The organism is Xanthomonas sp. 3058, assembly GCF_014199765.1.
In the GTDB taxonomy this organism is placed as follows: Bacteria; Pseudomonadota; Gammaproteobacteria; order Xanthomonadales; family Xanthomonadaceae; genus Xanthomonas; species Xanthomonas campestris_B.
Genome location: NZ_JACHOF010000006.1, coordinates 53,745 through 72,084 on the forward strand (window position 1 = coordinate 53,745; position 18,340 = coordinate 72,084).

The 18,340-nt window shown below is 65.5% G+C and carries 17 protein-coding genes; 10 read left to right on the forward strand and 7 right to left on the reverse strand.

Translation table 11 applies throughout. From position 1 onward, the window contains the following. Window positions 1–25 precede the first annotated feature (25 nt). The 6 genes from hemA (at window position 26) to ppk2 (ending at window position 7,142) form a co-directional block, all read left to right on the forward strand. Complete coding sequence (gene hemA / locus GGR61_RS10130; RefSeq protein WP_184621295.1) at window positions 26–1,324, forward strand: glutamyl-tRNA reductase; 1,299 nt, start codon at window positions 26–28, stop codon at window positions 1,322–1,324. Then, the gene (prfA, locus tag GGR61_RS10135) at window positions 1,302–2,387 is read left to right on the forward strand and encodes a peptide chain release factor 1 (RefSeq protein ID WP_184407235.1); all 1,086 of its coding nucleotides are present in this window, start codon (window positions 1,302–1,304) and stop codon (window positions 2,385–2,387) included. The genes hemA and prfA overlap by 23 nt, the downstream gene beginning before the upstream one ends. After that, window positions 2,384–4,078, forward strand: a complete 1,695-nt coding sequence (locus GGR61_RS10140) for a tetratricopeptide repeat protein (RefSeq protein ID WP_184621296.1) — start codon at window positions 2,384–2,386, stop codon at window positions 4,076–4,078. The genes prfA and GGR61_RS10140 overlap by 4 nt, the downstream gene beginning before the upstream one ends. Window positions 4,079–4,265: 187 nt before the next feature. After that, window positions 4,266–5,405 carry a hypothetical protein gene (locus GGR61_RS10145; protein WP_184621297.1) on the forward strand — a complete coding sequence of 380 codons (1,140 nt, stop codon included), beginning with the start codon at window positions 4,266–4,268 and terminating at the stop codon, window positions 5,403–5,405. Between the two features lie 405 nt (window positions 5,406–5,810). Further along, window positions 5,811–6,329: a molybdenum cofactor biosynthesis protein B gene (gene moaB / locus GGR61_RS10150; RefSeq protein ID WP_184621298.1), complete on the forward strand. Its 519-nt coding sequence runs from the start codon at window positions 5,811–5,813 to the stop codon at window positions 6,327–6,329. A gap of 30 nt (window positions 6,330–6,359) precedes the next feature. Beyond that, window positions 6,360–7,142 carry a polyphosphate kinase 2 gene (ppk2, locus tag GGR61_RS10155; RefSeq protein WP_184407239.1) on the forward strand — a complete coding sequence of 261 codons (783 nt, stop codon included), beginning with the start codon at window positions 6,360–6,362 and terminating at the stop codon, window positions 7,140–7,142. On the opposite strand, the gene GGR61_RS10160 is transcribed toward ppk2, so the two are convergent. The 4 genes from GGR61_RS10160 to GGR61_RS10175 all read right to left on the reverse strand — a co-directional run bounded on the left by GGR61_RS10160 (window position 7,124) and on the right by GGR61_RS10175 (window position 10,589). Then, the gene (locus GGR61_RS10160; RefSeq protein WP_184407240.1) at window positions 7,124–8,353 is read right to left on the reverse strand and encodes a hypothetical protein; all 1,230 of its coding nucleotides are present in this window, start codon (window positions 8,351–8,353) and stop codon (window positions 7,124–7,126) included. The two genes, ppk2 and GGR61_RS10160, sit on opposite strands and share 19 nt — an antisense overlap. Window positions 8,354–8,437: 84 nt before the next feature. Continuing rightward, window positions 8,438–8,704 (reverse strand): acylphosphatase, encoded by a 267-nt coding sequence (locus tag GGR61_RS10165; protein WP_184621299.1) that lies wholly within the window; start codon window positions 8,702–8,704, stop codon window positions 8,438–8,440. Then, complete coding sequence (locus GGR61_RS10170) at window positions 8,704–9,315, reverse strand: TlpA disulfide reductase family protein (protein ID WP_184621300.1); 612 nt, start codon at window positions 9,313–9,315, stop codon at window positions 8,704–8,706. The genes GGR61_RS10165 and GGR61_RS10170 overlap by 1 nt, the downstream gene beginning before the upstream one ends. Next, the gene (locus GGR61_RS10175; protein ID WP_184407243.1) at window positions 9,312–10,589 is read right to left on the reverse strand and encodes a YihY family inner membrane protein; all 1,278 of its coding nucleotides are present in this window, start codon (window positions 10,587–10,589) and stop codon (window positions 9,312–9,314) included. The genes GGR61_RS10170 and GGR61_RS10175 overlap by 4 nt, the downstream gene beginning before the upstream one ends. 364 nt (window positions 10,590–10,953) lie before the next feature. Between GGR61_RS10175 and wrbA the strand changes: the two genes are divergently transcribed. Further along, a complete protein-coding gene (gene wrbA, locus GGR61_RS10180; protein ID WP_184407244.1) occupies window positions 10,954–11,550 on the forward strand; it encodes an NAD(P)H:quinone oxidoreductase in 597 nt (198 codons plus the stop codon). Then, entirely contained in the window at window positions 11,547–11,891 is a 345-nt protein-coding gene (locus tag GGR61_RS10185) for a DUF2069 domain-containing protein (RefSeq protein WP_184621301.1), read from the forward strand. Before wrbA ends, GGR61_RS10185 begins: the two co-directional genes overlap by 4 nt. A 67-nt stretch (window positions 11,892–11,958) precedes the next feature. Here GGR61_RS10185 and GGR61_RS10190 read toward each other — a convergent pair whose 3' ends face one another. After that, complete coding sequence (locus GGR61_RS10190; RefSeq protein WP_184407246.1) at window positions 11,959–13,179, reverse strand: glycoside hydrolase family 30 beta sandwich domain-containing protein; 1,221 nt, start codon at window positions 13,177–13,179, stop codon at window positions 11,959–11,961. 500 nt (window positions 13,180–13,679) lie between these two features. Here GGR61_RS10190 and GGR61_RS10195 point away from each other — a divergent pair, with 500 nt between their 5' ends. Both GGR61_RS10195 and ybaK read left to right on the forward strand, forming a co-directional pair. Continuing rightward, window positions 13,680–14,165 (forward strand): asparaginase domain-containing protein, encoded by a 486-nt coding sequence (locus GGR61_RS10195; RefSeq protein WP_184407247.1) that lies wholly within the window; start codon window positions 13,680–13,682, stop codon window positions 14,163–14,165. Between the two features lie 4 nt (window positions 14,166–14,169). After that, window positions 14,170–14,643 (forward strand): Cys-tRNA(Pro) deacylase, encoded by a 474-nt coding sequence (gene ybaK / locus GGR61_RS10200; protein ID WP_184621302.1) that lies wholly within the window; start codon window positions 14,170–14,172, stop codon window positions 14,641–14,643. A gap of 276 nt (window positions 14,644–14,919) precedes the next feature. Here the strand turns inward: ybaK and GGR61_RS10205 are convergent, their stop codons facing one another. Then, entirely contained in the window at window positions 14,920–16,329 is a 1,410-nt protein-coding gene (locus GGR61_RS10205) for a S8 family peptidase (RefSeq protein ID WP_184407249.1), read from the reverse strand. A 259-nt stretch (window positions 16,330–16,588) separates the two neighbouring features. Further along, window positions 16,589–18,331 carry a S8 family peptidase gene (locus GGR61_RS10210; RefSeq protein ID WP_184621303.1) on the reverse strand — a complete coding sequence of 581 codons (1,743 nt, stop codon included), beginning with the start codon at window positions 18,329–18,331 and terminating at the stop codon, window positions 16,589–16,591. Between the last annotated feature and the right edge of the window lie 9 nt (window positions 18,332–18,340).

An 18,340-nucleotide genomic window follows, 5' to 3' on the forward strand; every position in this document is an offset into this window, starting at 1 on the left:
CCAGCTTATCGCAAGCAACTGAACAATGACGTTGTGGGTGCTCGGACTGAATCACCAGACCGCACCTGTGGACCTGCGCGAACGCGCGGCGTTCGCAGGTGAGGCGTTACCGCGCGCGCTCGAATCGTTACGTGCATTGCCGCAGGTGCGCGAGGCCGCGTTGCTGTCCACCTGCAATCGCACCGAGCTGTATGCGATGACCGACGACCCGCACAGCCTGGTGACCTGGCTCGATACCCATGCACCCGGCTTGAGCGGTTATCTGTACCAGCATCAGGAAGCCGAGGCCGTGCGTCACCTGTTCCGCGTCGCCACCGGACTGGATTCGATGGTGCTGGGCGAGCCGCAGATCCTGGGCCAGGTGAAGGACGCCTGGGCGGTGGCTCGCGCGCATGGCGCCCTGGGCAGCGGGCTGGACCGCTTGTTTCAGCAGACCTTCTCGGTGGCCAAGCGCGCACGTACCGACACCCGCGTAGGCGCCAACCCGGTATCGGTGGCCTCCACCGCAGTGCGCCTTGCACAGGAATCCTTCGCCCGGCTCAACGAATCCACGGTGCTGCTGATCGGTGCGGGCGAGACCATCGAACTGGCCGCCAAGCATGTGAGCGAAGGCCGCGTGCGCCGCTTGCTGATCGCCAATCGCACGCTTGCGCACGCGCAGACGCTGGCCAGCCAGCACGGCGGTTATGCATTGCCGTTGACTGATCTGGACCGCCATCTCGCCGAGGCCGACGTGGTCTTCTCGGCCACCGCCGCGCGCGAGCCGGTGCTGACACGGCTGCAGGTGGAACAGGCGTTGCGCGCGCGCAAGCGCAAGCCGATGTTGTTGTTCGACCTCGCGGTGCCGCGCGATATCGAGGCATCGGTGGCCGAACTGCGCGATGCCTACCTGTACACGGTGGACGACCTGGAACGCGCGGTCGAAGACAATCGCCGCAGCCGCCGCGAAGCCGCCGACCAGGCCGAAGCCATCATCGACCTACAGGTGGCGCGCTATGTCGAGACCTCGCAGGCCAACGCGCGCCAGGCACCGCTGAAGCGATTGCGCGCCTTCGGCGACAGCACCCGCGACGAACTGTTGGCCAAGGCGCGCCAGCAATTGCACAACGGCAAGCCGGCCGACGAAGTGCTGGAGCAATTGGCGCACGCGTTGACCAACAGGTTGCTGCATCCGCCGACCGCCGCCTTGCGCGATGCGGCGCTCAACAACGACCTGGAACTGACCAGCGCGGCCGAGCGGCTGTTTCCGGAAAAACCTGGCTACCACCATCCCCCTGTCACTACCCCGATCGTGAGGACCGATGACGCCGACCCTGCGCCGTAAGCTCGAAGCGCTGGCCGAGCGCCGCGAAGAACTGCAGCACCTGCTCTCCGACCCCGACGTGGTCAACAACAACGACAAGTTCCGCACGCTGTCGCGCGAACTGTCGCAGCTGGAGCCGGTGGCCGTGGCCCTGGAAGACGAAGCGCGCGCCAAAGCCGACCTGAGCGCGGCCGAAGCGATGCGCAACGATCCGGAAATGCGCGAACTGGCCGAAGAGGAGATCGCCGCCGCACAGGCGCGCCTGCAAGAACTGGACGCCCAGCTGGCGTTGCTGCTGGTGCCGCGCGACCCGCGCGATGACGGCAACCTGTTCCTGGAAGTGCGCGCCGGCACCGGCGGCGACGAAGCGGCGATCTTTGCCGGCGACCTGTTCCGCATGTATGCCCGCTATGCCGAGCGTCAGGGCTGGAAAGTCGAAATCGAATCCGACAGCCCCGGCGAGCACGGCGGCTACAAGGAAGTGGTGGCCCGGGTGGTCGGACGCGGCGCGTATTCGCGGTTGAAGTTCGAATCCGGTACCCACCGTGTGCAGCGCGTGCCTGCGACAGAGTCGCAGGGCCGCATCCATACCTCGGCGGCCACGGTGGCGATCATCCCCGAAGCCGACGATGTGGAAGAGATCGTCATCAATCCGGCCGACCTGAAAGTGGATACGTTCCGCTCCTCCGGTGCCGGCGGCCAGCACGTCAACAAGACCGAGTCGGCGATCCGTATCACCCATCTGCCCAGCGGGGTGGTGGTGGAATGCCAGACCGAGCGCAGCCAGCACGCCAATCGCGACAAGGCGATGAAGCGGCTGAAGGCGCAATTGGTGGAAGCCGAACGCAGCAAGGCGGCCGCCGCCGAAGCGCAGACGCGCAAGTTGCAGGTCGGCAGCGGCGACCGTAGTCAGCGTATCCGCACCTACAGCTTCCCGCAGGGCCGCATCACCGACCACCGTGTCGAAGGCCTCACGCTGTACGACCTGCCCAACATCATCGAGGGCGATCTGGATGCACTGATCGCACGCCTGCTGCACGAGCATCAAGCCGACGAACTGGCACGATTGAGCGATAGTCCTTGAATGCGCAGGTACCACGCGAGTTGCTGCAGCTGCGCGAGGCGGTGCAACGCCAGCCCGGCGATTTCATCGCCTGGCTGATGCTGGCAGATGCCGAACTCGGCATGGGCGCCATCGCTGCCGGCGAGGCGGCAGTGCAACGCGCACTGCTGCTGCATCCGGGTCATCCGGAAGCGGTGGCGCGACTTGGCCGGGTGCGCTGGTCGCAGCAGCGGCATGCCGACGCGGCGACCTTGTTGCAACAGGCATCGGACCAGGTGCCGCAGCATCCGGGCATTGCGTTGTGGCTTGGGCATGCATTGGAAGATGCAGGCCAGGCCGAAGCTGCGGCAGCTGCCTACGCGCGCGCGCATCAGTTGCTGCCCGACGAGCCTTACATCACCGCGCAATTGCTCAACTGGCGCCGCCGTCTGTGCGATTGGCGTGCGCTGGATGCACTCGCTGCGCAGGTACGCACCGCGGTGGCGCAGGGCGCAGCTGCAGTGGAACCGTTCGCCTTCCTGAGCGAGGACGCCAGCGCTGCCGAACAGCTGGCGTGTGCACGGACGCGCGCGCAGGCGATCGCTTCGGTGTTGCGCCCCCTGCCGCCGACTGCCGTGCGCGGCCAGGGTGCGTTGCGGGTGGGCTTGGTCTCCAATGGATTTGGCGCGCACCCCACCGGTTTGCTGACGGTGGCGCTATGCGAGGCACTGCAGCGGCGGCAACCGGACTTGCAGCTGCACCTGTTCGCCACCAGCCATGACGACCGCAGCGAGATTCGCGCACGCCTGGCGCACGCCACCACGCTGCACGATGTCACCGAGCTCGGGCACCTGGCCACCGCGCATCACATCCGCGACCAAGGCATCGACCTGTTGTTCGATCTGCGCGGCTGGGGCGGCGGCGGACGACCGGAGGTCTTTGCATTACGGCCGGCGCCGGTGCAGATCAACTGGCTGGCGTATCCGGGCACGTCGGGCGCGCCGTGGATGGACTATGTGCTGGGCGATGCGTTTGCGCTGCCGCCGTCACTGGAGCCGTTCTATAGCGAGCGGGTGTTGCGCTTGAACCGTGCGTTTCAGCCGTCGGACACCTCACGCGTGGTCGCCGAACCGCCGTCGCGGACGCAATGCGGCTTGCCCGAGCATGGCGTGGTGCTGTGCTGCTTCAACAATAGCTACAAGCTCAATCCACGCAGCATGGCGCGCATGCTGGCGGTGCTGCGCGCGGTACCGGACAGCGTGCTGTGGCTGTTGTCCGGGCCGGGCGAGGCCGACGCGCGCCTGCGTGCGGTGGCCCAGGCGCAAGGCGTGGAAGCGCAGCGCCTGGTCTTCATGCCGAAGCTGCCGCACGCGCAGTATCTGGCGCGCTACCGGCATGCCGACCTGTTCCTGGATACGCATCCGTACAACGCGCACACCACGGCATCGGATGCGTTATGGGCCGGTTGCCCGGTGCTGACGACGCCCGGCGAGACATTTTCCGCGCGCGTGGCCGGCAGCTTGAATCATCACCTGGGGCTGGATGAAATGAATGTAGCCGATGACGCTGCGTTTGTAGCCAAGGCGGTGGCACTGGCGACCGACCCGGCAACCCTGATCGCTTTGCACGCGCGGGTGGCCGCGTGCCGACGGGATTCGGGGCTATTTGATATGGATGGATTTGCGGACGGGTTTGCGCAGTTACTACAGACACTGGCGCGGCGACATGGTTGATTTAGGTCGTCAGCGCTGGCTTTCCACTTAAGGGTGGCGCGCAAAACAACTGCGCAGACGTCAGGCAGCGCTGACGCTGCTCGGAATCGGCATATCCCCCTCCTACACTGCGGTTCTGAGCGCGCGCCGTCCGCCCGCACCTGATGACCGCTCAACACGCTCTTTAGCCACTCTAAAGCGAGGAAGTATGAAATCAGACGATCGATTGCGCCTGGACAGAGCGTTCGTGCTGGACAAGGACACCTTCTGCGTCGTGTTCAGCGGCAAGGATTATGAAGATATGCATTCCCATATCATCACCTATGAGCGACGGTTGGAGCAGCCATGGACCCGCTCGGATGTACCGTGCAAGATCGACGGACTGACCGGCAGAATGGGGGAAGACGGCAGACCCATCATCCACGCCTTGAGCGATGAAGGCGATCTCTACACGCTACAGATGGGAACCGCGCCCACCCATCAAAAGATCGAAGGAGCAGGCGTCTACTCCGATGACGCAACCGATCTTGGATATGTCAATTCGATTGCCCAGGTGGGTAGCGCCTTGTTCGTTACAGGCTACCACTCGCAGCTATATCGACTGACCGAGACGAGCGTCGACTGGTTTCACAAGGACAGGCTCCCGAAGACTCCGGCGAGCTACGATTCCCTGATCTTCGGCGATCTGAGCGCAACGTCCGAAACCGACATTTACATGAGTGTCATCTATTCTCCAACAAGCACAAACAGAGCTCTGACAGAAGAGGAAGAGGACCTGATGAGGGAACTTTTCCAGCAAGGTCGCAACGACGAGGCAATCGCGATCCGCGAAGCATCACAAGGCCCGTCGCGCGTCTACGAAGGCCGTCTGTATCATTGGAACGGCAACGCGTGGCGCATCGTGGCAACACCTCGCTCGGGGAAATATTATCCCGAGCCAGCAACGCTGTCGGATATCTTCATTGAAACCAAGGACAAGGTCTGGGCCGTTGGCGACAACGGGGTGATCCTGATCGGCAATGCAGACGATGGCTTTCAGGATGTGTCGTTCAAAGACAACCGCGATGGCTTGAGATCGATAACAAAATTCAAGGACAGAATGGTCATCGCATCGGATTACGCGCTGCACTGGTTCGATGGGCACATGCTTTCGTCACTCGCCCCTGCTCTTGACCCGACGATCAACGATGGCATCCCCAACCCTGTGAAAGTACAGGCGGTGGACGAGATCCTGTTCTATTTCGATTCAAAGCACGGCATTCAAACATTTGATGGCAGCGCGTGGACCGCGATTGACATCCCGGCTGAGCTACTGGAACAGGACGTTGCCGGGTTCGAAGATCGGTAGCGCCCGATGTCTTCACTCGCGGAAAAACGAAATGACGCGCGTCGATGCCGCACCTGTCGGCTGGCGGGTCATGGCAGCGGCATAACGCGGCAACAGCGGGGCTGGGGGTCGACGCAGAGCAGCACACGGATGTGTCGCGCCTGCGCCGACCAGACCGGATGCCTGACCGCGCCGACGAGTCGATCTGCGGCCACGCTTGGCACCACCGAAGCCAGCAACTGACCGGCGGCGCCTGGATATACCCTCACCGCAATCCTTCTGCTGTGAGTGCAAGGGTTTTATCGGCTTCGGGCGCACTGTCCGTTGCCACTGCCCATGCCCGCCAAACGCTCTACCTCAGCGGATCATGTGCGGCTTCACACCGTGGCGCTGTACCGGAGCGTCCGGGCTCGCTAGGCTGCGCGCATGCCTTCCCATCTCGACTTCATTCCCTTGCATCTGTGCGTGCTGACGGTCTCCGACAGCCGCACCCTGGCCGATGACCGCTCCGGCGATTATCTGGTCGCTGCCCTCACCCACGACGGCCATGTGCTGCACGAACGTGCGCTGTGTCCGGACGATCGCTACCGCATGCGGGCGATCGTCTCCGGCTGGATCGCCGATGCGCAGGTCGATGGCATCCTGATCACCGGCGGCACCGGCTTCACCGGGCGTGACAGTACCCCGGAAGCGATCACGCCGCTGCTGGACAAGACCATGCCCGGGTTCGGCGAGTTGTTCCGTGCGATCAGCGTGGAAGAAATCGGCACCTCGTCGCTGCAATCGCGCGCGTTCGCTGGCCTGGCCAATCACAGTTTCGTGTTCTGCCTGCCCGGCTCCACCTCGGCCTGCCGCACGGCCTGGGAAAAGATCGTGCGTGCGCAACTGGATGCACGTACCAAACCCTGCAATCTGGCGACACTGCGTCCACGCCTGGGCGAATAGCCTGCGCGCTCCACCGCTGTCGGAACGCGCATGTCGCACATGAAACGCAAGGCGTACAAGACGTTGCTGGCACCGCTGCAACTGGAACTGGTGAACATGGCGCGCTGGTTGCGTCACACCAATCAACGCGCATTGGTGCTGGTGGAAGGCCGCGACACTGCCGGCAAGGGCGGTGTCATCCAGGCCATCGCCAGCCATCTCAACCCGCGCCAGTGCCGGGTGGTGGCGCTGCCAACGCCCAATGACCGGGAAAGCACGCAGTGGTATTTTCAGCGCTACGCGGCGCATCTGCCTGCGGCCGGCGAGTTGGTGCTGATGGATCGCAGCTGGTACAACCGCGCCGGCGTGGAACGGGTGATGGGCTATTGCACCGATGCGCAGTACAACGCGTTTCTTGAGCAGGCACCGCGCTTCGAACAGCTGCTGGTGGACGATGGCATCTTGCTGTTCAAGTATTGGCTGTGCGTGGATCAGGCCAAACAGGAAGAGCGCTTTGCCGAACGCCACCACGACCCACTCAAGGGCTGGAAGCTGTCGCCGGTGGACCTGCAGTCACGCAGCAAGTATGACGACTACACCGCTGCGCGCGAGCGCATGCTTGAGGTGACGCATACGCCGGACGCACCATGGACGCTGGTGGACTTCAACGACCAGAAACTGGGCCGATTGAGCCTGATCCGCAATCTGCTGGACCGGCTCCCGGACACGACGGTGCCTGAAGAAAAAGTGCAGCTGCCGCCGTTGGACGGCAAGCCACACAAGGAACGTTACGGGGTGCTGGAGCCGATCGACGATTACGCCGGCCAGTCCTGAGAAATCTCGTCGCTGGCGGCGGTGGTACGCGGCAACGGATACAGCCCGGCCTGACGTTCGGCCTGTTCGGCCTGCAACACCAGCTGGCTCAGGCGCTGACTGAACAACTGCATGAAGCCACGGTGCAGCGGACGCATCGCTTCGATGTAATCCACGTCGTCGGCCTGCGCGTCGAGCGGGCTGCACGAGGACAGCAACACTTCGTCCAGACGTAGCGCGCTGTCGGGCAAACGCACCAATGCGGCGCGGCGCAACCAATCGCGCATGCCCTGGCGGTACTCGGCGGCCAGGATGTAGGCCACTTCGACCTGCTCCAGGTCCACATCCGGGTTCCAGGCCAACACCTGGATGACCTGCGAACGCTCGTCCAGCACGCGACTTTCTGCGACCAGTGCATGCAGTTGCTGCAGCAAACGCCATTGCACGCCGGCCGCCTCGCGTTGCTGGCTCGGCATCGTCTCGATGGCAAGCGCCAGGCGGCGCGCGAACAGCCCCGGTACATCGGTCAGCACGATCGGGCCGGCGTCGGCACCGAGCAGAAAGCGCTCGGTACGCAGTGCGGCGGTGTCGGGCAGATAGCCGTCCTGCAGCGGGCGTATCACCCCGTGATCGAGCAGGGACAGCACCACGTCCAGCCAGTAGCGACGCTCCTGATGCAGGGTGCGATTGGCGGCAGCGTTCTGCCATACAGGGCGCAGCTCGTCCAGGCGGGCGATGCAGGTCTGGGCATCGAGCCCATCCCACGGTGCGCGCGTGGCGTCATTGGGGTCGAAGGTTTCCACGCTGAGCATGCCGGCGCCGAAGCGGTGCCAGGCCGCGCCACGCTGGGAACCGGACGGATCGAGCCTGGACGCTGCAACCGGCGCAGTGGTGGTCGGGCGCAACAGCGCGGCGTAGGCGTCGGTCCAGGAATCCGGCAGGCGTGCCGATGGGGGATAGCTGGCCGTGGGCTGGCCCAGGCCGTGACGTGCAAGCTGCAGGCTCCACAACACCGCACCGATCACGATGCCGCCGAAGATCCAGGCCAGCAGCCAGCTGGTGGCCGCCTGATCTGGCTGCAACAGGCGGGTTTGCGGCTGCAGAAACAACAACCAGCCACTGCCCGCCAGGACGCCCAGATACAGCCAAGGCGCGAGCTCGGTCAGTTGCCGATTGCGACGGTGCACAAGCAGTTCGTGTCCGTCATGGTGATCTTGAGATGGAGCGGCCATACATTCCCCCTGCACGCCTGATCGCGTTGAGAAGGTTATCGGCGATGCATCGCAAGTCTGTTGGCCCGCTCCGGTGGCGGTTACTCAGCCAGTTACAAATTCTTCAGTCGGCGCAATCGTGCAGGGCGTGTGTGTCACCGCCGCGACCTTTGCCGCCGGCGGGCCTTGCCACAACCAGGTTTCCAGTGCGTCCAGGGCGGCATCGCTACCGGCAGCGACGACTTCCACGCTGCCGTCGACCAGATTGCGGGCGTGTCCACGCAAGCCCAATGCAACGGCGCGCTCGCGGGTGGAGGCGCGATACCACACGCCCTGCACCACCCCGGTAATGACGAAGCGCGCCGCCTGCATCAGCCGGCCTTGCCGGTGATGCCGACCACCGTTTCGATGTCGTGTGCGGTGACCGGGCCGAGAAATTGCTTGGCCACCTTGCCGTCCGGTCCGATCAGATAGGTCATCGGCAGACCCCGTGGCGTGGCGAAGTCCTGCGGCGGCTGGTACGGGTCGAGGATGGCCACCGGATATGACACCGGATGGTCCTTCAGGAAAGCCTGCATGTCGGCGGTGGTGATGTCCTCGTAGGCCAGGCCCACCACTTCGATGGTGTCGCGCATGGTGTGCAGCGCCGACAGCTCGGGCATTTCCTTCAGGCACGGCGCGCACCAGGTGGCCCAGAAATTGACCACCACCCACTTGCCACGGTGCGCGGCCAGGTCATAGGTCTGCCCGGTCACGGTCGGTAGCGAGAGCTTGGGCATGTCGGCGGTCTGCTGCACCACCGAGGTGTTGGCCGCGCTGGCGGGGTCGGCGGCAGCGGCCGGCTTGCCCGGTTCCTGGGTGGTCGTTGCCGGCGCGGCGACCGTGCCGGCGGGAGAGGCGCTCTCGCTGGCGGGCTTGCAGGCGGTCAGCAACAACAGCGGCAACAGCAGCGCACAGGCGCCGCGCACAAGGCGCACGGTCATGGAGGATCTCCGGGGAGGTGGGTGTAAAGGTCGCCGACCGGTCGCGACAGCACGCTGCGCAAGGGTTGACGCAGTTGTTCCAGCGCTGCCGCTGCAACCTGGCCATAGGCATCGTCGCGACACGGCAACGGGCGGTCTTCGATCGGCACGCGCAGCTGGCAGTTGTCGTAGAGCTCGGCCAGCGGCACCACGTCCAGATCGCGCGCCAGCAGCCATTGGCCGCGTTCGTCGCGGCGCAGCAGGCGGATGCGCTTGAGCTCGCATAGCAGCTCCTGCATCAGCGTGTCGGTGAGCATGGGTTCCAGCGCCAGGATGCGGTCTTCGTCGAGCCCGTTGCCGTGGAGCCGCGCCTGCCGGAAACGACCGAGCAACCGCAACAGCCCATAGATTTCAAAGCCCGGCGGCAGCCGCATCGCTTCGGGCTGATAGCGGAATGCCGCCATCGACGACGCCAGCGAGGCGCCCAGCAATACCGATACCCAGCTCAGATAGATCCACAGCAGCAGGATCGGCAATGCCGACAGTGCGCCATAAATACGTTGATAGGTCTGGAAATTGCCGAGATAGAAGCCGAAGCCCCATTTGACGATCTCCATCAGGATCACCGCCAGCAGCGCGCCCGGCAGTGCATGCCGCAACCGCACCACATGCTGCGGCACCACGCGGTAGATCAGCACGATGCAGACGAACTCCACCGCCATCGGTGCCAGCCGCCAGGCGAATTCGGCCAGCCACTGGCCTTCGGTGGTGCGGAACAGCGGCAACGCGAACACGTAGGCGGCCATCGCCATCGAGGCAGCGGCCAACATCGTGCCCAGGGTCAGCACGGTCCAATAGATCAGAAAGCGCGTCACCTTGGGCCGTGCGGCGGCCACACGCCAGATGCTGTTGAAGGTCTGCTCGATGCTGTGCAAGGTGATCAGCAACGAGGCCACCAGCGCCACCATACCGGCCACGGTGAACTTGCCCAGGTCTTCCAGCGAACGGTTGAGGTAGTTCTGCACCGAACGTGCCGCGCCGGGCACGAAGTTGTTGAAGATGAAGTCGGTCAGCGCGTCCTTCCACTCATTGAAGGCCGGGAACGCCGACAACACGCCGAACACCACGATCGCCAGCGGGACCAGTGCGAACACCGTGGTGTAGGCGAGCGAAGCCGCCGCCTGGAACAGGCGGTCATCGAGAAAGCGGCGCCACAGGAAGCGCCCGAAGCTCACCGTCCGCGCGCGATCGCGCAGGCGCTCTTTCCATTGATCGAGTTTGTTCACACGCAACATCGCGCAAGGGTACCCGATGCGCCGTCGTCGCGGCCGCAGCGCGTGTCATGTCCGCCGAAGTGAGTGCGAAGTAGCCCGGGGCGCGGCGCTATCGCGTTGCGCGCCGTATCCAGACGGCCGCGAGCCTGGGCTGCAGCGCAAGCCTTGTTTCGCCGCGCCACAGGCTCGGTTGGGTCGACCGTCAGCGGTGGAGCGGTGCCGGACTGGCCTGCCTTGCCTTGCCTACAAGCCAACCCGGCACGCGGCGCCGACGAGCAGCGCTTCTCATCTCGCAGTGCCTAACCCGCGCTCACGCAGGTGCGGCGTGCAGCAACATGCTGGCTTGGCCGATACTGCGGCAACTCACACAGGCGGTAGATGCGCGATGGCGGAGATTCTGGTGCTGTATTACAGCCGTGGCGGTTCGGTAGCGCGGCTGGCGCGGCAGATCGCGCGCGGTATCGGCGAAGTGCCGGGCATGAGCGCGCGCCTGCGCACGGTGCCGCCGGTGGCGGCCGTGACTCAGACCAGCGCCCCGCCGGTGCCGGACGAGGGCGCGCCCTATGTGGACAAGGCCGATCTGGCCGACTGCAGCGGTCTGCTGCTGGGCAGCCCGACCCGCTTCGGCAACATGGCCGCGCCGATGAAGCATTTTCTCGACAGCCTGGGCGCCGAGTGGGCCAGCGGCACCCTGGCCGGCAAACCCGCAGGCGTATTCACCTCTACCGCCTCGATGCACGGCGGCCAGGAATCCACCCTGCTGTCGATGCACCTGCCGCTACTGCATCACGGCTGCCTGATCGTCGGCATTCCTTTCACCGAGGCCGCGTTGAGCCACACCACCAGCGGCGGCACGCCGTATGGCGCCAGCCACGTCTCCGGCGCCGGCGGCGACCCGCAGCCCAGCGACGACGAAGCCCTGCTGGCACGTGCGCTGGGCCGCCGGGTTGCCGATATCGCGCGGCGGCTGGCCAACCCATGAGCCTGCGCGCCATCCATTGGTTGCTGACCGCCGCGCTGGTCGCGCTGACGCTGCTGTTCGTGATCTGGTTTCGCGACGACCGCCACCAGCTAGCGTCGTTGCTGGTCTTCGCACTGCCGCCTGCGCTGATGGCTGCGCTGGCCTTGCACAGCGCGCGCGCGCGATTCTGGGCCGGCGTGTTTGCGCTGGGCTGGTTCAGTCACGGCGTGATGGCAGCCTGGAGCCAGCCCGGGGTACGTGGGCTGGCCTGGCTCGAACTGCTGCTGGCCCTGCTGGTGGTGGCGCTGGTCGGCGGCCCCGGCATGGCGGCGCGCTTGGGCAAGAAGCGCCATCCACGATGAGGCATGTCAAGTTGCGCGACGCAGGTTGTACCGGCGCGTCCGGTTGCAGCCCTCAGGCTACTGCCACTCATTGACCGACCAGTGTGGTCACGCTCTGCGGGTCGAGATACAGCGAGGTCTTGCCGCCGACCACCGCATACGTGCCGCCGGGGCCGACATTGAGTGTGCTCGAGGTGCTGTATTTGGCGAACTGCGCGGCAGCGCCGGCCGGTAGCACCAGATCCAGTCGCTGATGGTTGCTGCCGGTATTGACCGCCACCAGCACCAACGTGTTGTCCGGCCGGCGGTACGCGGTGACGGAGACATCCGCATACGGGTGTTCGGTGGCGCCGATGCGCACCGAGCCGGGTCGCACGAAGCGTGCAAATTGCGACATGACGTAGCCGCGCTTGCTCACTGCGCCGTTTTCGCCGATCAGCCCGTAGCTGCGCCGGATGTACCACCAGACATACGCATTGAAATTAGCCGCCATGCTGGCGTGCAGCTCGCTGGCCACACCCAGCGCGGACGGCCAGGCGTTGGCATCGGTGTTGTCGGTGTAATGTTCGGTCATCCACACCTGTTTGCCCTTGCTGCGCGCCAACGCGTAGTCGCGCGGCGTCGCGCCGTACAGATGACCGGCCACGATGTCGGTGGCCTGATTCGCAGTGGCGTTGTTGAGAACGGGGTCGGTGATGGAGAAAGTGAAGCCCACCGACTCGCCGACGATGACCTTGAGGTCGCCGAACTTGCTGCCTTCGCTGCCGAGATAGTTGACGAAGTCGCTACCGCTCCAGTCAGCCGACTCGTATGCCGGATGCCAATCGGGCTCGTTTTGCAGGGAAATGGCATACAACGGCACCCCCTTGCCAGCCATGTAGTTGGCGAAATCGAGTAGGTGCGTGGTGTAGGCGGCGTAATAGCGGGGCAGCAATTTGCCGCCGTTGATCAGGCTGTTGTTGGACTTCATGTAAGCCGGTGGCGACCACGGGCTTGCGAATACCAGCCCACCCAGCGCACGCACGCGGGTCGCCGTGGGCACCTGGGCCGCCCAGCCGGCGCTGGACGGGTCGATGCGCATGCGCAGGATCGACAGCCCGATCTGCCCACTACCGCTGCCATACGCCAGATCCACCTGCGCGGGTGTCAGGTCATCGATCCAGCCGGCACCATTCATGCCGCCGAAGCCGCGCACTGTCTGGTAGGTCTGACCTGGCGTGATCGTCACCGTCTGCGCAGCTGCCTGACTCGCCAGCAGAACGCCCATCGCGCACGTCAGCGCGCGCAGCATCGACAAGACTTTTTTCATACGTTTCTCCGGGAACGGGACGATGGCGGCACCGCAGTGCTCAAGGCACGCCCACTATTGACCGACAAGATGAAAAATCAATGTCTGCCGCCGCTTATTCTCGCGTCCGTGACGCAGGACACGCACATGGCGTGCTGGAGCATTGCGTGGATCACGCGGTGTTTTGCACTGCCGCATGTAGCAGCCATGCACACGCGAGTTGGAACATCCACACGGTTCCGATGCCGGTAGCGGTGAATGCTGCGTGCTCGATGCCAGGACCATGTGCAACGATCGCTGCGGATTGAACGTACCCCCCGCTCATCTTCTGCCTGCAGCACGCTTGCGCCGGCTCCCCCAAGCGCATGTACCGTTGTTGCATATTTCGCCACTGCACGCACGCATGTTTTGACCAGCCCGACCCGGCCGCGGTAGCGGACGTACAGCCGGCCTCTTGGCCGGGCTGTATCATGGCGGCCCTTGCGCGGCCTGCACCGCGCCCGCTTGAAGGACTCGCAGCAATGGAAGACCTCCTGATCGTCACTACCGGTGGCACGATCGACAAGATCTACTTCGACGACAAATCGGACTACCAGATCGGCGACCCGCAGATCGGCCAGATCCTCAAGGAACTGGGCGTGACCTTCCGGTTCTCGGTGATTCCGATCATCCGCAAGGACTCGCTGCACATCACCGATGCCGACCGCGAACTGGTGCGCGCCACCATCGCCGCCCAGCCGACGCGCCACGTGCTGATCACCCACGGCACCGACTCGATGGTGGACACCGGCAAGGTACTGCAGTCGATTACCGACAAGACCATCGTGATGACCGGCGCCCTGAATCCGGCGCGCTTCCGCGGCTCGGATGCCGAGTTCAACATCGGCTGCGCGGTCGGTGCGGTGCAGTCGTTGCCGGCCGGCGTCTACATCGCCATGAACGGGCGCATCTGGAACCCGGAAAAGGTCCGCAAGAACGTCGCCGCCAACCGCTTCGAGTCGCTCTGACGCCATGAGCAAGGCCACCCGCGCGACCAAGGCATTGGACGCGGCCGGCGTGGCGTATGTGCTGCACCCCTACCCATACCAGGCCGATGCCGACGCCAAGGGCTTGCAGGCCGCGCACGCGCTGGGACTGGCGCCGCACACGGTGCTGAAAACCTTGATGGCCTGGGTCGATGACCAGGCCGTCTGCGTGGTGATCCCGTGCGACCGCCGGGTGTCGCTGAAGAAACTGGCCAGCGCCTGCAGCGGCAAATCGGCGCGCATGATGGAGGTGACCGATGCGGAACGTCGCACCGGCTACAAGGTCGGCGGCATCAGTCCGGTCGGTCAACAACGCCAGGCGCCGGTGCTGATCGAAGCCAGTGCACTGGATGCCCCGTCGCTGTGGATCAACGCCGGGCAACGCGGGTTGCTGCTGGAATTGCCAGGCGATGGCATCGCCGCCGCATTGCAGGCGCGGCTGGGCAACCTTTGCGATTAGCGGGTGTCAACGCCCCAACGATCGTTCCCAAGGCGTGCGTGGCGCAGCCGAAGCCGCACGATGCCGACGCATGCTGTCGTAGGGCACGTCCACCGACCGACGATGGCCTGCCCCCCCCCCCCCCCGGCCAAAGGGGCTGGGCGCCGGCACGGCGGCATCCGCTGAAACGCCACTGCCCCGCCGAAGCGGGGCAGTGGGAATACCGGGCGTGTTGCTGCGCACGGCATCGCAGGTTTCCGCAGTGCCAGCGGCTTGCCCGCTGGCACCACGAGGCACTTACGGAGTCTGGCTCACCGCGCCGGCCGCGTTGACGATGCCGGCACCGCAACCGCCCGAGCAGGCGCCCGGCAGCGGACGCGCCGTGTTCTTCAACAAGGTCTCCACCGCCGCAGGAGTCAGCGGGCGTGTCGCTGCCGACTGCACCAGCGCGACCACACCGGCCACATGTGGGGCCGCCATCGAGGTGCCGTTATAGGACGCGTAGCTGGCGCTGCCCGGGGTGGTCGTGCCGCTGTTGAGCGTTGACAGGATCGCCGAGCCCGGTCCGGAGATGTCGATGGTGCTGCCGAAGTTGGAGAAGCTCGAACGCGCACCGTCCGAGGTGATGGACGCCACCGAGATCACGTTGGCGCAGCTGGCCGGGGTGAAGTTGGCCACGTTGGCGTTGCTGTTGCCGGCCGCCACCACCACGGTGGTGCCGCGCGACACCGCGCCGTTGATGGCGTTTTGATAGGTGCTCGAACAGCTGCCGCTGCCGCCCAGCGACATGTTGATCACTTCGGCCGGGTTGGCATTGGCCGGCACGCCGGAGACGCTGCCGCCGGAGGCCCAGACGATTGCATCGGCGATATCGGAGGTGGTCCCGCCGCACAGCCCCAACGCACGGATCGGCACGATGCGCGCGTTGAACGCGGTGCCGGCCACGCCGGTGCTGTTGTTGGTGACCGCAGCGATGGTGCCGGCCACGTGGGTGCCGTGCCAGCTGGAGTTGGCGGCCCCCACACCAGAGCCACATTGGTTGGCGGCGCGCCAGTCGCCCTGGTCGGCCGGATTGTTGTCGCGCCCGTTGTTGTCGCGTGCGCGCGCCGCATCGCTGATGAAGTCGTAGCCCGGCAGCACGTTGGCATTGAGGTCCGGGTGGCTGGTGATGCCGGTGTCGATCACCGCAACGACCACACCGGTACCGGTGGCGGTATCCCACGCCGGGCGCACGTTGATGCTCGCTGCGGTGGTGCCGAAGCCCCATTGCTCGGACAGGCGCGGGTCGTTCGGGGTCAGCGTCGGGTACATGATCTGGTCGATCTCCACGTACTCCACGCTGGGGTCGGCAGCGAGCCGGCGCATCAGCGTTTCGGCTTCCGCACGGTCCAGGCCACGGTCGGTCTTGAGCACTTCCGACCCCAGCGCGGTACGCCGCACGTGGTTCAGGCCCAGCGCGCGCCCGGCGCGTGCCGGCACTGCGGTGGCGACGGAGGTGAGCGATGCACGCAGCGAGGTCGGGCTCACTGCGGCGCTGGAGCCATCCCTGTACTTGACGATGAAGCGGTCCAGCGTGGGTTGCGAGTCAAGCCCGGAAAGGTTGACCTGCCCGGCGAACGCCGGCACCGCCAGCAACGAGGTCAGCGCGCAGACCCCCAGGACCACCAGCGTGCGCGAAGGCGCACGACGTTGCGACACATTGGACATCGATCGTTCCTTATTGAGAGGTGCCGCAGCTGCGGCGACAAGACCGACGCTTCACCGCGCACTGCGGATCGGGCCGGAAACTGCGCGGGCGACGTGCCCGACAGGAAGAACCTGGCCGGTGCCGTTCCGACCAAGCGGCCATGCGCCGCCAGCGCCTGCCGAGCGGGCAGACGTGGGCAAGACATCGCATGGGGTGAAGCTGGAGAATCAGCGCCCCCTGACGGCGTGGCCAGGGAGCGCAGACCACCGTTGAACCGCCTCAGTAACTGGCGGTCAGGGTCACACCGGAGAACGTGCTGTAGGCCTTGACGCGTATGTAGTAGGTACCCGACGGCGCGCTGATGGTGCAGGTTTCGGAATTGCCGTCGCGATACGGACGGCAGATGTAGCTGGTGTCGGTCGGCGCACTGCCGGCACCTACGTACAGATCCGCATCGCCGCTGCCGCCGCTGATCGCCACCGTCAAGGTGCCGCTGCCGGAAGGAACGGCGATGGTGTAGTTGAGCTCCCCACCGCTGGAAGCACCCAGGCCGGTCACGGGAGTGCCGTTGGTCAACGTATTGCCGGGATCACCGCCACCGCCGTCACTGCCATCGATCGCGGCGGTGACGGCCGCATTGGCATCGACGAGGCCGGCACCGCAGCCGCCCGAGCAGGCGCCCGGCAAGGCACGCGCGGTGTTCTTCAACAGGGTCTCCACCGCTGCAGGAGTGAGCACGGCCGGCGCCACCGACTGCACCAGCGCGACCACGCCGGCCACATGCGGCGCCGCCATCGAGGTGCCGTTGTAGGACGCGTAGCTGGCACTGCCCGGGGTGGTGGTGCCGCTGTTGAGCGTGGACAGGATCGCCGAGCCCGGCGCGGACACATCGATGCCGGCGCCGAAGTTGGAATAGCTGGCCTTGGCACCCGCCGAAGTGGTGGCCGCCACCGCAATCACGTTGGCGCAGTTGGCCGGCAGCGAGCCGGACACGTTGGCCGCGCTGTTGCCGGCCGCCACCACCACGGTGGTGCCGCGCGACACCGCGCCGTTGATCGCGTTCTGCAGGGTGGACGAACACGAACCGCCGCCGCCGAGCGACATGTTGATCACTTCGGCAGGGTTGGCATTGGCCGGAACGCCGCTGACGCTGCCGCCCGAGGCCCAGACAATGGCGTCGGAAATGTCCGACAGCGAACCGCCGCACTTGCCGAGCACCCGCACCGGAACGACCTTGGCGTTGTAGGCAGTCCCTGCCACGCCGGTGCTGTTGTTGGTCACTGCCGCGACGGTGCCGGCCACGTGGGTGCCGTGCCAGCTGGAATTGGACGCCGGAACGCCGGAGCCGCACTCGTTGGCTGCATACCAATCGCCTTCGTCGGCAGCGTTGCTGTCGCGCCCGTTGCCGTCGCGCGCGCTGCTCGCATCGCTGATGAAGTCATAGCCCGGCAGGATGTTGGCGTTGAGATCGGCATGGTTGGTGATGCCGGTGTCGATCACGGCGACCACCACATTGGCGCCGGTGGCCTTGTCCCAGGCCGGGCGGATATTGAGACCGGCGTTGGTGGTGCCGAAGCCCCACTGCTCGGACAGGCGGGCATCGTTCGGGGTCAGGGTCGCACGCAGGATCTGGTCGACTTCGACGCTTTGCACATTCGGGTCGGAGGCCAGTTGACGCATCAGGGTTTCCGCTTCGGTGCGATCCAGCGCGCGGTCGGCCTTGACCAGCTCCGGCCCCAACGCCAGGCGGCGCACCGAGTTCAGGCCCAGCGCCTTGCCGGCCTTGGCCGGGACGGCACGTGCAGCCGTGCGCAACGAGGTGCTCAGCGCGGTCGGGCTGGCCAGCGCGGTGCTGCCGTCCTTGTAGGTCACGATGAATTTCTGGTGGGTCTGAGCAGTGGCAAGACCATCCAGGTAGACCTCGCCGGCGAACGCCGGGGTTGCCAGCAGCAATGAGGTCAGCGCGGTCACGCTCAGGATGGTGAGCATGCGAGGACGCTTGCGGAAAGACTCGTTCGACATCGAATTCCC

What these genes read in the sequence shown, in the direction of transcription:
- moaB (WP_184621298.1), top strand. Translation starts at nt 5,811, where the DNA reads ATGCCTTCCCATCTCGACTTCATTCCCTTGCATCTGTGCGTGCTGACG.
- GGR61_RS10190 (WP_184407246.1), bottom strand. Translation starts at nt 13,179, where the DNA reads ATGAAAAAAGTCTTGTCGATGCTGCGCGCGCTGACGTGCGCGATGGGC.
- prfA (WP_184407235.1), top strand. Translation starts at nt 1,302, where the DNA reads ATGACGCCGACCCTGCGCCGTAAGCTCGAAGCGCTGGCCGAGCGCCGC.
- GGR61_RS10195 (WP_184407247.1), top strand. Translation starts at nt 13,680, where the DNA reads ATGGAAGACCTCCTGATCGTCACTACCGGTGGCACGATCGACAAGATC.
- GGR61_RS10145 (WP_184621297.1), top strand. Translation starts at nt 4,266, where the DNA reads ATGAAATCAGACGATCGATTGCGCCTGGACAGAGCGTTCGTGCTGGAC.
- ybaK (WP_184621302.1), top strand. Translation starts at nt 14,170, where the DNA reads ATGAGCAAGGCCACCCGCGCGACCAAGGCATTGGACGCGGCCGGCGTG.
- ppk2 (WP_184407239.1), top strand. Translation starts at nt 6,360, where the DNA reads ATGTCGCACATGAAACGCAAGGCGTACAAGACGTTGCTGGCACCGCTG.
- GGR61_RS10160 (WP_184407240.1), bottom strand. Translation starts at nt 8,353, where the DNA reads ATGGCCGCTCCATCTCAAGATCACCATGACGGACACGAACTGCTTGTG.
- GGR61_RS10185 (WP_184621301.1), top strand. Translation starts at nt 11,547, where the DNA reads ATGAGCCTGCGCGCCATCCATTGGTTGCTGACCGCCGCGCTGGTCGCG.
- GGR61_RS10165 (WP_184621299.1), bottom strand. Translation starts at nt 8,704, where the DNA reads ATGCAGGCGGCGCGCTTCGTCATTACCGGGGTGGTGCAGGGCGTGTGG.
- wrbA (WP_184407244.1), top strand. Translation starts at nt 10,954, where the DNA reads ATGGCGGAGATTCTGGTGCTGTATTACAGCCGTGGCGGTTCGGTAGCG.
- GGR61_RS10170 (WP_184621300.1), bottom strand. Translation starts at nt 9,315, where the DNA reads ATGACCGTGCGCCTTGTGCGCGGCGCCTGTGCGCTGCTGTTGCCGCTG.
- hemA (WP_184621295.1), top strand. Translation starts at nt 26, where the DNA reads ATGACGTTGTGGGTGCTCGGACTGAATCACCAGACCGCACCTGTGGAC.
- GGR61_RS10205 (WP_184407249.1), bottom strand. Translation starts at nt 16,329, where the DNA reads ATGTCCAATGTGTCGCAACGTCGTGCGCCTTCGCGCACGCTGGTGGTC.
- GGR61_RS10175 (WP_184407243.1), bottom strand. Translation starts at nt 10,589, where the DNA reads ATGTTGCGTGTGAACAAACTCGATCAATGGAAAGAGCGCCTGCGCGAT.
- GGR61_RS10210 (WP_184621303.1), bottom strand. Translation starts at nt 18,331, where the DNA reads ATGTCGAACGAGTCTTTCCGCAAGCGTCCTCGCATGCTCACCATCCTG.